The sequence below is a fragment of the Pantoea sp. YU22 genome (assembly GCF_003970755.1).
Classification (GTDB): domain Bacteria; phylum Pseudomonadota; class Gammaproteobacteria; order Enterobacterales; family Enterobacteriaceae; genus Pantoea; species Pantoea piersonii.
In genome coordinates, this window is sequence record NZ_RYDU01000002.1 from 1 (window position 1) to 14,881 (window position 14,881).

The 14,881-nt window shown below is 56.9% G+C and carries 14 protein-coding genes; 4 read left to right on the plus strand and 10 right to left on the minus strand.

From position 1 onward, the window contains the following. The 9 genes from EKL29_RS04465 to rpsB all read right to left on the minus strand — a co-directional run. On the minus strand, positions 1–224 hold a 224-nt coding region (locus tag EKL29_RS04465; protein WP_148104573.1), incomplete at its 3' end, for a hypothetical protein. A gap of 51 nt (positions 225–275) precedes the next feature. After that, complete coding sequence (rseP, locus tag EKL29_RS04470) at positions 276–1,625, minus strand: sigma E protease regulator RseP (protein WP_126688982.1); 1,350 nt, start codon at positions 1,623–1,625, stop codon at positions 276–278. A 12-nt stretch (positions 1,626–1,637) separates the two neighbouring features. Next, positions 1,638–2,495, minus strand: a complete 858-nt coding sequence (gene cdsA, locus EKL29_RS04475; protein ID WP_120455843.1) for a phosphatidate cytidylyltransferase — start codon at positions 2,493–2,495, stop codon at positions 1,638–1,640. An 18-nt stretch (positions 2,496–2,513) separates the two neighbouring features. Further along, on the minus strand, positions 2,514–3,266 hold the full coding sequence (gene ispU, locus EKL29_RS04480) for a (2E,6E)-farnesyl-diphosphate-specific ditrans,polycis-undecaprenyl-diphosphate synthase (protein ID WP_120455841.1): 753 nt from the start codon (positions 3,264–3,266) through the stop codon (positions 2,514–2,516). A gap of 168 nt (positions 3,267–3,434) precedes the next feature. Next, positions 3,435–4,637, minus strand: coding sequence for a 1-deoxy-D-xylulose-5-phosphate reductoisomerase (ispC, locus tag EKL29_RS04485; protein ID WP_120455840.1), 1,203 nt, complete (start codon positions 4,635–4,637; stop codon positions 3,435–3,437). A 145-nt stretch (positions 4,638–4,782) separates the two neighbouring features. Further along, positions 4,783–5,340, minus strand: coding sequence for a ribosome recycling factor (frr, locus tag EKL29_RS04490; protein ID WP_120455838.1), 558 nt, complete (start codon positions 5,338–5,340; stop codon positions 4,783–4,785). A gap of 141 nt (positions 5,341–5,481) precedes the next feature. Then, a complete protein-coding gene (pyrH, locus tag EKL29_RS04495) occupies positions 5,482–6,207 on the minus strand; it encodes a UMP kinase (RefSeq protein WP_033793563.1) in 726 nt (241 codons plus the stop codon). Between the two features lie 154 nt (positions 6,208–6,361). Beyond that, entirely contained in the window at positions 6,362–7,213 is an 852-nt protein-coding gene (tsf, locus tag EKL29_RS04500; RefSeq protein WP_120455836.1) for a translation elongation factor Ts, read from the minus strand. Positions 7,214–7,394: 181 nt separating this feature from the next. After that, positions 7,395–8,120, minus strand: coding sequence for a 30S ribosomal protein S2 (gene rpsB / locus EKL29_RS04505; RefSeq protein ID WP_147402107.1), 726 nt, complete (start codon positions 8,118–8,120; stop codon positions 7,395–7,397). Positions 8,121–8,494: 374 nt separating this feature from the next. On the opposite strand from rpsB, the gene map reads away from it, so the two are divergent. The 4 genes from map to EKL29_RS04525 all read left to right on the plus strand — a co-directional run bounded on the left by map (position 8,495) and on the right by EKL29_RS04525 (position 13,527). Further along, entirely contained in the window at positions 8,495–9,289 is a 795-nt protein-coding gene (map, locus tag EKL29_RS04510) for a type I methionyl aminopeptidase (RefSeq protein WP_120455832.1), read from the plus strand. A 67-nt stretch (positions 9,290–9,356) separates the two neighbouring features. Continuing rightward, on the plus strand, positions 9,357–12,011 hold the full coding sequence (glnD, locus tag EKL29_RS04515; protein WP_120455830.1) for a bifunctional uridylyltransferase/uridylyl-removing protein GlnD: 2,655 nt from the start codon (positions 9,357–9,359) through the stop codon (positions 12,009–12,011). 75 nt (positions 12,012–12,086) lie between these two features. Next, positions 12,087–12,911: a 2,3,4,5-tetrahydropyridine-2,6-dicarboxylate N-succinyltransferase gene (gene dapD / locus EKL29_RS04520; RefSeq protein ID WP_120455914.1), complete on the plus strand. Its 825-nt coding sequence runs from the start codon at positions 12,087–12,089 to the stop codon at positions 12,909–12,911. Positions 12,912–13,134: 223 nt separating this feature from the next. After that, entirely contained in the window at positions 13,135–13,527 is a 393-nt protein-coding gene (locus tag EKL29_RS04525; protein WP_120455828.1) for a DUF3461 family protein, read from the plus strand. Between the two features lie 62 nt (positions 13,528–13,589). Here EKL29_RS04525 and EKL29_RS04530 read toward each other — a convergent pair whose 3' ends face one another. After that, complete coding sequence (locus EKL29_RS04530) at positions 13,590–14,747, minus strand: CdaR family transcriptional regulator (RefSeq protein ID WP_126688983.1); 1,158 nt, start codon at positions 14,745–14,747, stop codon at positions 13,590–13,592. Positions 14,748–14,881 lie beyond the last annotated feature (134 nt).

A 14,881-nucleotide genomic window follows, 5' to 3' on the forward strand; every position in this document is an offset into this window, starting at 1 on the left:
ACATCCTCAAAGTTGCCGGTAGCAAAGAGTGAACGAATGGTATTTTTGACATCTTCGTCATTAACCGTATCGCCAACTCGTACCGGCATGCTCAGCAGAGCCGCGCCGACGGCGACTCGCTGCAGCCCTTCGAAATGAATATCCTTCACCACGAAATCGTCTGCACCGTAAACGGTGGCGCTGCTAAACAGCAGCGACGCTATGAGCAACTTTTTCATCGCCATCGTTATTATGCGTTTTCCTAACACATCCCGCGTCTGTCTGCGTTCCAGCGATTACAGACGTGAGAAATCATTGAAAAGTGCAAGCCCCATTAACAACACCAGCAGGATTGAGCCAATGCGATAACTGAAGTCCTGAACTCGCTCGGACACCGGTCCACCTTTGATCTTTTCGATCGCCAGGAAGAGCAAATGCCCACCATCTAACACCGGCAGTGGGAAGAGATTGATGATTCCGAGGTTGACGCTAATCAACGCCAGAAACATCAGGTAGTAAATCATCCCGTATTCCGCTGACAATCCTGCACCCTGCGCAATCGAAATCGGCCCGCTCAGGTTGTTCAGCTTCACATCGCCAGTAATTAACTTGCCCAGCATGGAGACCGTCAGCTTCATCAGTTGCCAGGTTTTCGCGCTGGCCTCACCAATAGCGTCAAACGCGCCATACTGCCTTACCGTTTTATAGGCTTCTGGCAGCGGAATCACGCGCGGGATTACCCCGGCGAAACCTTCTGCTTTCGCGCCTGGCCTGGCTTCCGGCGTCAACGTCAGCTGCACCGTCTCGCCGCCGCGATCAATCTCCAGAGCCATATTTTTGCCGGGATTATCCCGTACCTGCGTCACAAAAGTCTGCCATTGCGTTAACGGCTGACCATCGACTTTAACGATCCTGTCGCCCGCTTGCAAACCGGCAACGCTCGCAGGCGACTTTGCCTGAACCTCCGCCAGCGTGGTTTCGATTTGCGGACCACGCGGACGTATGCCCAGCGCAACAACCGGATCCTCTTTGTCTGGCTCAAACTGCCAGTTGCGCAGGTCGACATCTTTTTGCTGCGTCGCCTCTTCGCCGAAGCGAGAGACGGTCAGCACCGTATGTGCGTCGCCGATTTTGCCGATCAGCGCCATACGCACGGCATCCCAGTCAGGCGTTTCGATGCCATCTACCGCCTTAAGTTCCATCCCGCTGGCAATTTGCGCTTCCGCCGCCACCGAACCGTTCACAATTTCGCCAACCACCGGACGCACGCCAGGCACGCCGTGAATAAAAACGACCCAGTAGGCGAATATGGCGAAAATGAAGTTAGCGACGGGACCAGCGGCAATAATCGAGGCGCGCTGCCAGATGGTTTTATTGTTAAAAGCCTGATGACGCAGTTCGGCGGGCACGCTTTCCACGCGCTCGTCGAGCATTTTGACATAGCCCCCGAGCGGGATCAGCGCGATAACATATTCGGTGCCCTGACGGTCGCGGCGCTGCCACAGCGCCTTGCCGAAACCTATCGAGAAGCGCTCAACGCGTACGCCGCAGCGGCGCGCCACCCAGAAATGACCGAACTCATGTACGGTGATGAGCACGCCAAGGGCGACGATAAAGGCGACAAAACTCCACAATATACTCAACATCTACGCCTGTCCTCAGAGAGTGCGGAACACCAGCAACAACAAACAGGCGAAAACCGGCACCGCGGCAGTCAGGCTGTCGATGCGATCGAGTATGCCGCCGTGACCCGGGATCAAGTTGCCGCTGTCTTTGATACCCGCTTCACGTTTGAACATGCTTTCGGTCAAGTCGCCCAGCACCGAGGCGAGGGTCGCCAGCACGGCGCAGACGATCAGCGTACCGGCGGAGACGCTCAGCGGCGCGAAGCTGGCGAACAGCCAGGCGAGCAGTGCGGAGGAGACCAGACCGCCGAGAAAGCCTTCCCAGGTTTTTCCGGGCGACACTTTGGGCGCCAGCTTATGCTTGCCGAACATTTTACCGAACATATAGGCGCCGGAATCGGCGCCCCACACCAGAAACATGACGAACAGCAGCCACCATGCACCCGCATAGTGGTCGCTGTCGTAATGATACTGACGCAGCGCCATCATGCCCCAGAAAAACGGGATCAGCGTGAGAATACCAAACACCAGACGCAAGGGACGCGAATTACGCCACAGAGAGGCCGATGCCGGATAGAAGAGAACCAGAACCAGCGCCACGATCCACCACGCCAGCGATGCCCAGAGTGAAGCGGCAACCTGCGGCAGATGAACATCGCGCTGATAAGGAGGAAGGGTAAAAAGCATCCCCGCCAGCAGCAGCCCGCAAATTACAGAGAGCCAGATACGCTGTTGACGCGACGCCATGCCCGCAAGCTGGCCCCACTCCCAGGCGCCCAGCATGCAGATGATAATCGTCGTAATCGCAAAACCAACGGGCGGTAACCAGAAAAGCGCAGCAATCACCAGCGGAATGAGAATAAGCGCGGTAATCAGACGAGACTTCAGCAAAGGTTACCCCCTGTTTGCTCAGGCGCCGCCTGGTGCAGCGCCGCCATAACGACGCTCCCGCAGAGAGAATGCATTCAGTGCACCTTCAAAAACGTGTTCATCAAAATCAGGCCAGAGAACATCGGTAAAATAAAACTCAGCATAGGCGATCTGCCACAGCAGGAAGTTGCTAATCCGATGCTCTCCCCCGGTCCTTATCACTAAATCCACTGGAGCCAGCCCCTGCATGCACAAATGTGCAGACAAGTTCTCCTCGGTGATCTGGTCAGGACGCAATAAACCTTCCTGAACCTGTTCAGCGAGTTTTTTCACTCCCTGGATAATATCCCAACGTCCGCCATAGTTCGCGGCAATATTGAGAGTCAGTCCACTATTTTGCTGAGTCAGTTCCTCGGCGCGACGAATACGCTCCTGAATACGGTTACTGAAACGGCTCACGTCCCCGATGATGCGCAGACGCACGTTGTGCTTGTGCAGGCTCTTTACTTCACTGTCGAGCGCCCAGACAAACAGCTCCATCAGCGCAGTGACTTCCTGAGCCGGACGGCTCCAGTTTTCACTGCTGAAGGCGTAGAGCGTCAGCGCTTCAAGATTATTGCTGACGGCGAAGCTGACGGAGCGGCGCACCGCTTTTACGCCCGCTTTATGGCCGGAAATACGCAGTTTTCCCTGATTTTTAGCCCAACGACCATTGCCATCCATAATGATAGCCACGTGACGTGGGCCCGTTCCCTGTTGGTCATCGGTTTTGTTGTGATTATTGGACGACATAACGCGTAATTAATTCCTGTTGTCAGAAATGCTGTGGTTTCTGAATACATTGCGCCCGGTACTCTCCCGCCCAAAAGGGGCGAGGCGCATCTGATGCGATGCCATACACGGAAACGCGAGCGAGCGACTATACCATTTTCGCCACAGGCGAACAAATAGCGGCGCGCGTTAACGCGAGGTCGCGAAACGCGGCAGCATCTCTGTGGCTCTGGCGCGCGCGGCGCGGTCGATATCCAGCACGGCGTCCACTGAATCCGGCTCCGCAAACGCCTGCGCCGCCAGCACTTCGCTGTTGAGCGCCGCGATGTCGGTAAAGCGAATCTGGTTATCCAGAAAGGCCGCCACCGCAACTTCATTGGCCGCGTTGAGCGTAGTGGTCGCCGCCTGCCCTGCCTCGCAGGCATCTATCGCCAGTTTCAGGCAAGGGTAGCGGGCAAAGTCAGGTTCGGCGAACGTCAGCGCGGACATGCGGGTGAAGTCCAGCGGCGTTACGCCTGCTGAAATACGCGCGGGCCAGGCCATGCAGTGTGCAATGGGGGTGCGCATATCCGGTGAACCGAGCTGAGCCAGCACGCTGCCGTCGCAGTAGCGCACCATGGAGTGGATCATCGACTGCGGATGCAGGATCACCTCCATTTGCGCTGCGCTGGCGTTAAATAACCAGCGGGCTTCAATGTATTCGAGACCTTTATTCATCATGGTGGCCGAGTCGACGGAGATTTTACGTCCCATCGACCAGTTCGGATGCGCACAGGCCTGCTCCGGCGACATGGTCGCGAGGTCGGCCAGCGGCGTGTCACGAAAAGGACCACCCGATCCCGTAAGGATAATGGACTCAATGCCATTTTCCCGCAGGTCAGCGTATCCTAACTGATGCTGGATGGAAGCGGGCAAACTCTGAAAAATCGCGTTGTGCTCGCTGTCGACGGGCAGCAGCTGCGCCTGATAGTGGCGCACCGCCTCCATAAACAAACGGCCGCAGGTGACAAGCGACTCTTTGTTAGCGAGCAGCACGCTTTTTCCGGCGCGGATCGCCGCCAGCGTCGGCAGCAGCCCGGATGCGCCGACAATCGCCGCCATGACCTGGTCGACCTCGTCAAGCGCGGCCAGCTCGCACGCGGCCTGAACGCCGGAGAGCACTTCGGTTGAGACATTGAGTGCTTTCAGTCGTTCACGCAGCGCCTGTGCGGACGCCTCGTCCGCCATCGCGGCGTAGCGCGGCTGGAACGTTTGACACTGCTCCGCCATCAGCGCGACATTCTGGCCGGCGACCAGCGCGGTAATTTGATAAAGCTCAGGATTAGCGCGGACTACCGCCAGCGTGCTGGCGCCAATAGATCCGGTGGAACCCAGCAAGGTTAATCGCTTCATTAAGCTGTCCCTGTGAAGACGTCGAATAACTCCGCTCGCGCGGAAGGCATAATGTAAAACGCCGCCAGAGCGCATTCGCAATGAACACAGCTCTGAACGGCGTTTTATACCCAAGGATATCGGGTATAGAAAGCAACTGATGGGATCAGAACTCCATCAGCTCCTTCTCTTTTTCAGCCAGCGCCGCATCTACGTTCTTGATACGCGCATCGGTCATTTTCTGGATCTCGTCCTGAGTACGACGCTCGTCGTCTTCGCTGATCTCTTTATCTTTCAGCAAGGCTTTGATTTTGTCGTTAGCGTCGCGGCGCACGTTACGCACAGAGACGCGGCCCTGCTCGGCTTCGCCGCGCACAACTTTGATCAGATCCTTACGACGCTCTTCGGTCAGCGCTGGCAGCGGAACACGGATGTCGCTTCCCGCTGAGCTTGGGTTGAGGCCGAGGTCAGAAGCCATGATGGCTTTTTCCACTGCCGGGCCCATGGAGCGGTCGAACACGTTGATTTTCAGCGTGCGTGAGTCTTCTACGGTGACAGAAGCGAGCTGACGCAGCGGCGTCGGCGTACCGTAGTATTCGACCACGATACCGTCGAGCAGTGAAGGAGAAGCGCGACCGGTGCGCACTTTGCTGATGGTGTTTTTGAACGCTTCGACGCATTTGTCCATGCGCGTTTCAGCATCTTTTTTGATGTCGTTAATCACGTTGAAACCCTTGGATTCGGTTTGACCTGGCCATTCCGGCGGGGCCGGAAGCGGTATCGCTGTTGAGCGATAATCCTGAATGGTGCGCGGTGACGTTCACCGCGCCGACAGAATATACCTTATTTTACCTTGCGTCGGGTATTAATGCGTAATCAGGGTGCCTTCTTTTTCACCCATCACTACGCGACGCAACGCGCCAGGTTTGTTCATATTAAATACGCGGATCGGCAGCTGATGGTCGCGCGCCAGGGTAAAGGCCGCCAGATCCATTACTTTCAGCTCTTTTTCCAGCACTTCGGCGTAGGAGAGCTGGTCATACAGCGTCGCATCCGGGTTTTTCACTGGATCGGCTGAGTAAACGCCGTCGACTTTCGTTGCTTTCAGCACCACGTCCGCTTCGATTTCGATGCCGCGCAGACAGGCCGCCGAGTCGGTGGTAAAGAACGGGTTGCCGGTGCCGGCGGAGAAGATCACCACGCGGTTATTGCGCAGCAGGCTGATGGCTTCGGCCCAGCTGTAGTTGTCGCACACGCCGTTAAGCGGGATAGCGGACATCAGGCGCGCGTTCACGTACGCGCGGTGCAGCGCGTCGCGCATCGCCAGCCCGTTCATTACGGTCGCCAGCATGCCCATATGATCACCCACGACGCGATTCATACCCGCCTGCGCCAGCCCCGCTCCGCGGAACAGGTTGCCGCCGCCAATTACCACGCCTACCTGAATGCCCAGCTCGACCAGTTCTTTCACCTCTTGCGCCATGCGGTCAAGCACGCTCGCGTCGATACCAAAACCTTCGGCACCTTGCAGTGCTTCGCCACTCAGTTTCAGCAGGATACGTTGATATACAGGTTTTGCGTTGGTCGCCATGGTCGGTTCTTCCTGGAAGAGTTGAAAAGGAGAAGTTAAATCTGATCGATCATCCGCTTAGCGCGCGTAAATTACTATTGGGATGAGACTGAAAAGCGTCTGCTTAGCGCAGCAGACAAAAAAGAACCGCCTTTTGGCGGTTCCTTTAACAGCATTAAGACTGTTTGGACATCGCTGCTACTTCAGCAGCGAAGTCGCTTTCGACTTTCTCAATGCCTTCGCCCACTTCGAAGCGGATGAAGTTGATGACGTCAGCGCCTTTCTCTTTCAGCGCCTGGCCAACGGTTTTGCTCGGATCGATAACGAAAGCCTGGCCAGTCAGAGAGACTTCGCCGGTGAATTTCTTCATGCGGCCTTCAACCATTTTTTCAGCGATCTCTTTCGGCTTGCCAGACTGCATCGCGATGTCCAGCTGAACCTGGTACTCTTTTTCAACCACGTCAGCAGAAACGTCTTCCGGCTTAACGAATTCCGGCTTGCTGGCAGCAACGTGCATAGCGATCTGCTTGATCAGCTCTTCGTCAGCGCCTTTCGCGGAGATCAGTACGCCGATACGCGCGCCGTGCAGGTAAGAACCCAGCTGCTCGCCTTCCAGCACAGCGATACGACGGATGTTGATGTTTTCGCCGATTTTCGCCACCAGCGCTACGCGCTCTTCTTCGAATTTCGCTTTCAGCGCTTCAACGTCGGTGATGCGCTCTGCGGTCGCCGCGTCCAGCACTTTGTCAGCGAACGCCTGGAAACCAGCGTCTTTCGCAACGAAGTCGGTCTGGCAGTTGACTTCCAGGATCACGCCGTAGTTGCCGTCGATTTTGGTTTTGATCACGCCGTCAGCAGCTACGTTGCCTGCTTTTTTCGCCGCTTTGATCGCGCCGGACTTACGCATGTTCTCAATCGCCAGCTCGATGTCGCCATTCGCTTCGGTCAGCGCTTTTTTGCAGTCCATCATGCCCGCGCCAGTACGCTCGCGCAGTTCTTTTACCAGTGCAGCGGTAATTTCAGCCATTCCAGAATCCTCGGTTCGTACCCCCGTGCTTACGCACTAAGGCACCTGTTGCGGAAAATTTACTCTGTCCCGCCCGCCAGAAAAGGAGGCGTGACAGACGGAGATAAAATAAAGGGGCCAAGACTGGCCCCTTAACAGATTACATCTGATGTCTAAGGGCTCTTTGTCAGAGCGAACCTTATTAAGCGTTTTCTAAAGACGCTTCTTCAGCCTGCTCAGCCAGGTCCTGTGAACGGCCTTCGCGCACGGTAGTGGCAACGGCAGTCAGGTACAGGCTAACAGCACGGATCGCATCGTCGTTACCCGGGATAACGAAGTCAACGCCGTCTGGATCAGAGTTGGTATCAACGATAGCAAATACCGGGATACCCAGGTTGTTTGCTTCTTTAATCGCGATGTGCTCGTGATCGGCATCGATAACGAACAGCGCGTCCGGCAGACCGCCCATGTCTTTGATACCGCCCAGGCTGTTTTCCAGCTTGGCCAGTTCGCGACCGCGCATCAGCGCTTCTTTCTTGGTCAGTTTGTCGAAGGTGCCGTCCTGAGACTGAGTCTCAAGGTCTTTCAGACGTTTGATAGACTGACGAACGGTTTTCCAGTTGGTCAGCATGCCACCCAGCCAGCGGTGGTTTACGAAGAACTGGTCGCAGCTCAGTGCAGACTCTTTTACCGCTTCGCTGGCAGCGCGCTTGGTACCGACGAACAGAATCTTGCCTTTACGGGCAGAGATTTTGTGCAGCTCAGCCAGAGCGTTGTTGAACATCGGTACAGTCTGCTCAAGGTTGATGATGTGAACTTTGTTACGCGCACCGAAGATGAACGGCTTCATTTTCGGGTTCCAGTAACGGGTCTGGTGACCGAAGTGAACACCAGCCTTGAGCATGTCGCGCATGGAAACAGTTGCCATGATTACCTCTAAATTTAGATTGGGGTTGGGCCTCCATGTATCCCATGCGACCGACCTCTTTCGAAGCACCCCGGCGCATGTGTCGATACATGTGTGTTTTAGTACACATAATGAGATTGTTGCTAACGGCGGCGGATGAGCGCACTCGCTCTCATTTCGCTCACGCATTATGCAATTCGCGCTTCCTGTCGGCCATTACGGACCTGACAGAGAATCGTCGGCGCGCTTTATACCACAACCACGCTGCTGAAGCCAGAATTTGTTCAGTGCGGGGCCGCGCAACGCGAACTGTTTGGCTGCCTTGTTTTCGGCTGCTAACATGACAGCACATCGTTCATTATTGCTGAAATTTTCGGCAACTGCGGATTAATTTAATGGCAATTTCAATTAAAACCCCTGAAGAAATCGAAAAAATGCGCGTCGCGGGCCGTCTGGCCGCTGAGGTGCTGGAGATGATCGCGCCGCACGTCAAACCGGGCGTTTCTACCGGCGAACTGGACCGCATCTGTCACGATTACATTACTAACAAGCAGCACGCCATCTCCGCCTGCCTCGGCTATCACGGCTTCCCGAAATCGGTCTGCATCTCGGTCAACGAGGTGGTGTGTCACGGCATTCCCAGCGACGATCGTCTGCTGAAGGATGGCGACATCATCAATATCGACGTTACCGTTATCAAAGATGAGTACCACGGCGACACCTCGAAGATGTTTATCGTCGGCAAGCCGACCATCCAGGGCGAGCGTCTGTGCCATATCACCCAGCAGAGCCTCTATCTGGCGCTGCGCCTGGTGAAGCCGGGCATCCGCCTGCGCGAGCTGGGACGCGCGATTCAGAAATATGTCGAATCCCATGACTTCTCAGTGGTGCGCGAATATTGCGGCCACGGCATCGGCAAAGGTTTCCATGAAGAGCCGCAGGTGCTGCACTACGATGCGGATGACGGCGGTGTGGTGCTGCAGGCGGGCATGACCTTTACCGTCGAGCCGATGGTCAACGCTGGCGACTACCGCATCCGCACCATGAAAGATGGCTGGACGGTAAAAACTAAAGATCGCAGCTTGTCCGCACAGTACGAGCATACTATTGTGGTGACCGATAACGGCTGTGAAATCCTGACCCTGCGTAGCGACGACACCATCGACGCGGTGCTGGTCAACGAAGGGTAAACGTCCCCCACTGATAAAAAGCCGGCCCTGTGCCGGTTTTTTTATGGCTCAAGAAGAGAGAAGCGGTATGAGCGCGATCCTGACGGATGAGGTCATTGACGGCCTGAAAGACTCCCCGGCGCACTGGGATGATGCGCAGTTAACCCGCGACGTCCTGAAGCAGAAGCTGGAAACCTTTAATACCTTTCTCTCCACGGCGTTCGACGCCGGCGAATCGGTTGAGGCTCTGATCGATGCGCGCACTCTGTTTATCGACCGCCTGCTGCGTCGCCTGTGGCGCTTTTACGGCTTCGACGCCCTGCCTGCTATCGCGCTGGTCGCGGTCGGCGGCTACGGTCGCGGCGAACTGCATCCGCTTTCCGACGTCGATATTCTGATCCTCAGCCGCGAGCCGCTCGACGACGCGAGCGCGCAGCAAACCAGCGAACTGCTGACGCTGATGTGGGATCTAAAGCTGGAGGTAGGCCACAGCGTGCGCACGCTGGAGGAGTGTCTGCTGGAGGGGTTAGCCGATCTGACCGTCGCCACCAACCTTATCGAGTCGCGTATGCTGACCGGCGATGTCGCCCTGTTTCTGGAGATGCAGAAGAATATCTTCAGCGAAGGCTTCTGGCCGTCGGCGACCTTCTACGCCGCCAAGATCGAAGAGCAGCAGGCGCGCCACCAGCGTTATCACGGCACCAGCTACAACCTTGAGCCCGATATTAAAAGTAGCCCAGGCGGCCTGCGCGATATTCATACGCTGCAGTGGGTAGCGCGTCGCCACTTCGGCGCCACTACGCTGGATGAAATGGTAGGGTTCGGCTTTCTTACCGAAGCTGAGCGCATCGAGCTTAACGAGTGTCAGGCGTTTCTCTGGCGCATCCGCTTTGCCCTGCATCTGACGTTGACGCGCTATGACAACCGGCTGCTGTTCGATCGCCAGCTCAACGTCGCGCAGCGCCTTAACTATCAGGGCGAAGGCAACGAGCCGGTCGAGCGCATGATGAAGGATTTTTTCCGCGTCACGCGCCGCATCGGCGAGCTTAACCAGATGCTGCTGCAGCTGTTCGACGAAGCGATTCTGGCGCTCTCCACGACGGAAAAACCCCGCCCGCTGGACGATACTTTCCAGCTGCGCGGCAATCTGATCGACCTGCGCGACGAAACGCTGTTTGAACGCGAGCCGCAGGCGATTATGCGCATGTTTTACGTTATGGTGCGCAACGAGAATATTCGCGGCATCTATTCCACTACGCTGCGCCAGCTGCGCTATGCACGCCGCCATCTCAAGCAGCCGCTGTGTCAGATCCCCGAGGCGCGTCAGCTTTTTATGTCGATTTTGCGTCATCCCGGCGCGGTCAAACGTGCCCTGCTGCCGATGCATCGTCACAGCGTGCTCTGGGCCTATACGCCGCTGTGGGGACATATCGTCGGACAGATGCAGTTCGACCTGTTTCATGCTTACACCGTCGACGAGCACACCATCCGCGTGCTGCAAAAGCTGGAGAGCTTCGCCAGCGAGGCAACGCGCCCAATGCATCCGCTCTGCGTCGAGCTCTGGCCGCGCCTGCCGCAGCAGGAGCTGCTGTTGATGGCGGCGCTGCTGCACGATATCGCTAAAGGCCGCAACGGCGATCACTCTATTCTCGGCGCGCAGGATGCGCTGGAGTTCGCCGAGCTGCACGGCCTGAATTCGCGGGAGATGCAGCTGGTCGCCTGGCTGGTACGTCACCACCTGCTGATGTCGGTGACCGCGCAGCGCCGCGATATCCAGGATCCTACCGTCATCCAGCAGTTCGCCGAGGTGATGCAGAACGAAAACCGGCTGCGCTATCTGGTCTGCCTTACCGTGGCCGATATCTGCGCCACCAATGAAACCCTGTGGAACAGCTGGAAGCAGAGCCTGCTGCGCGAACTCTTTTTCGCTACCGAGAAGCAGCTGCGGCGCGGCATGGAGAACAGCCCGGATCTGCGCGAGCGCGTGCGCCACCACCGTCTTCAGGCGCTGGCGCTGCTGCGGATGGACAATATTGACGAGGAGCGGCTGCACCATATCTGGAATCGCTGCCGCGCCGACTATTTCCTGCGCCATACGCCTAACCAGCTCGCGTGGCACGCGCGTCATTTAATGGAGCACGACCTTCGCCAGCCGCTGGTGCTGGTCAGCCCGCAGGCGACGCGCGGCGGCACCGAGATCTTTATCTGGAGCCCCGATCGCCCTTACCTTTTTGCTACCGTGGCGGGCGAGCTGGATCGGCGCAATCTCAGCGTGCACGACGCGCAGATTTTCACCAGCCGCGACGGTATGGCGATGGACACCTTTATCGTGCTGGAGCCGGACGGCAGCCCGCTGGCGCCCGATCGCCACCTGATGATCCGTCAGGCGCTGGAGCAGGCGATTGCGCAGACCAGCTGGCATCCGCCGCGCACGCGCCGCGCGTCAGCGAAGCTTCGCCACTTCAGCGTTGATACCGAAGTTAACTTTTTGCCGACCCATACCGATCGCCGCAGCTATCTGGAACTGGTGGCGCTCGATCAGCCTGGTCTGCTGGCGCGCGTCGGCGAAGTCTTCGCCGATATGGGCGTCTCGCTGCACGGCGCGCGCATCAGCACCATTGGCGAGCGCGTCGAGGATTTATTTATTCTGGCCAACAGCGAGCGGCGCGCGCTTGACGCGGAAATGCGCAAAGCATTGCAACAACGGTTGACAGAAGCCCTTAATCCAAACGATAAAGTGTGACCGCAATCGATTTACTTACTTATTCTTTGTGTCGGGAAGTGGCCCGACATGCACCAGACAGATCAGGAAAAAATTATGCAACAGTTACAGAGCGTTATTGAAGCGGCCTTCGAGCGCCGCGCCGAGATTACCCCGGCGAGCGTGGACACCGTAACCCGTGAAGCCATCAACGAGGTCATCTCTCAGCTGGACAGCGGCGCGCTGCGCGTAGCGGAAAAAATCGAGGGTCAGTGGGTAACGCATCAGTGGCTGAAGAAGGCAGTTCTGCTGTCGTTCCGCATTAACGACAATCAGGTTATGGAAGGCGCAGAAACCCGCTTTTATGACAAAGTGCCGATGAAATTCGCCGGCTGGGATGACGCGCGCTTTAAAGCCGCTGGCTTCCGCGTCGTGCCACCCGCTGCGGTGCGCCAGGGCGCCTATATCGCGCGCAATACCGTGCTTATGCCCTCTTACGTCAACATCGGTGCTTACGTCGACGAAGGCAGCATGGTTGATACCTGGGCGACCGTGGGTTCCTGCGCGCAGATCGGTAAAAACGTTCACCTTTCCGGCGGCGTCGGCATCGGCGGTGTGCTGGAGCCGCTGCAGGCGAATCCAACCATCATTGAAGATAACTGCTTCATCGGCGCGCGCTCTGAAATCGTGGAAGGCGTGATCGTAGAAGAAGGCGCTGTGATTTCCATGGGCGTTTATATCGGCCAGAGCACCAAAATCTACGATCGCGAAACGGGCGAAGTGCATTACGGCCGCGTACCGGCAGGCTCTGTGGTGGTTTCCGGTAACCTGCCTTCGAAAGATGGCAGCTACAGCCTCTACTGCGCGGTGATCGTGAAGAAAGTCGACGCGAAAACGCGCGGCAAAGTGGGCATTAACGAACTGCTGCGCACTATCGACTAAGCTTTTCCGACGGGCCTTTCCGGCCCGTCATATTTTCTTTACACTTCTCCCTTCCCTGACCTGATTCGCGAGCCGAATTAACAGGTGCGTTTACTTTTTACCCAGGTCATAATCCGCGCCAGTTATCTCCTGTCGCGCAGTGTTCAACCCGTTTTTTGTCTACAGTTATTTTTGTGCCATGAACACAGATGCGCGCTTCTCTCTTTTTGGTGGAAAAATCGCTATGTATGACAATCTTAAAAGCTTAGGCATTAATAACCCGGACGATATCGATCGCTATAGCCTGCGTCAGGAAGCCAATAACGACATCCTGAAAATTTACTTCCGCAAAGATAAAGGCGAATTCTTCGCTAAAAGCGTGAAGTTCAAATATCCACGCCAGCGCAAAACCGTGGTAGCGGATAACATCAACCAGGGTTACAAAGAGGTGCAGGAGATCAGCCCGAATCTGCGCTACGTGATTGATGAGCTGGATCAGATTTGCCAGCGCGATCAGGTGGAAGTGGATCTGAAGCGCAAGATCCTTGCCGATCTGCGCCATCTGGAGAGCGTGGTTACCAATAAAATTAGCGAGATCGAGAGCGATCTGGACAAGCTGACCCGCAACAGCCGCTAATCGCGCCAGCGCCCAGCTTAACGACAATTTGAAGGCCAGCTGATGCTGGCCTTTTTATTGCCTTAACTCTGCTCGTCCAGCTGTAGCGCCACATAGAGCAGCAGACGATCGTCAAACTGGCTGAGATTCAGCCCGGTCAACTCCGATATACGGTTGAGCCGATACTCCAGCGTGTTGCGGTGAATAAAGAGCGCGCGCGCCGTGGCGCTGGGTTGCACGTTATGGGTGAACCAGGCGACCAGCGTGCGCCGCAGCAGGCCGTTATTGTCCATACTCTTCAGCCTCGCCAGCGGACGCGCCAGCTCATTCGCCTGCCAGCCGCCGCGCAGGCTGTCGAGCAGCACCGGCAGCATTAAATCCTGATAGAAATAGCTGCGCAGCTCCGGCATACGCTGCTTGCCGACCATCATGGTGGTGCGCGCGGTGCGGTAAGAGCGCGCAATGCTGCCCGGCCCGGTAAAATAGTTGCCAAGCGCGATGCGCATCCGCACCTGCCCGCTCTCTTTCATACGCTGCAGTAGCTGTTCGACGCGCTTGCGATGATCGTCCTGATCGTAGCGCCCATGCGCATTGAGCGCCGGTTTCAGCACCACCATCTCCGTCAGAGAAACGATAGCGATCAGGTTATCGCGCTCCGGCGTGGTGAGCAGCGTTTGGAGTTGCTGCAGCTCAGACATGGCGCTGTCGACGCCCAGCTGACCGCTGTCGACCTCCACCACCGCCGCGACGCGCGGTTGGTTAAGATCGATGCCGAGACGCTGTGCCCATTCGGTCAGCTGCGGCGTCAGGGTTTCGCTGCGGATCAGGTTCAGCACCAGCTCCTCGCGCAGACGGCTGTCCTGCGCCAGCATATGCAGCAGTCTCGTCTGCTCCAGCATCATCTCCGCCGTCATGCAGACCAGTTCGCCGTAGTGGCGCAGCGCGACCGGATCGCCGGTCAGTCCAATCACCCCGACGATTTCGCCGTCAATGCGCAGCGGCAGATTGATGCCTGGCCGCACGCCGTGCAGATGTTTCGCCACCGCCTCGTCGATGTCCACTACCCGCCCCTGCGACAGCACCAGCAGCGCGCCTTCGTGCAATTCGCCAATACGCTCGCGATCGCCGCTGCCGATAATGCGCCCGCGCGCATCCATCACGTTGACATTGCTGTCAATAATCTTCATGGTGCGCGCCACAATATCCTGCGCGAGGCGCGCATCAAGATGATAGGTTGCCATCTGTTAATCCTGACAGAGAGTAGAAGAGACAGCATACGCATGGCAGCAGGGCCAGGCATTGTGCAAATGCACAGAGCAAGAGGGGGATTTACAGGTTTTGCGGCACTGGTCACACTCTGACCAGCCTAAATAAA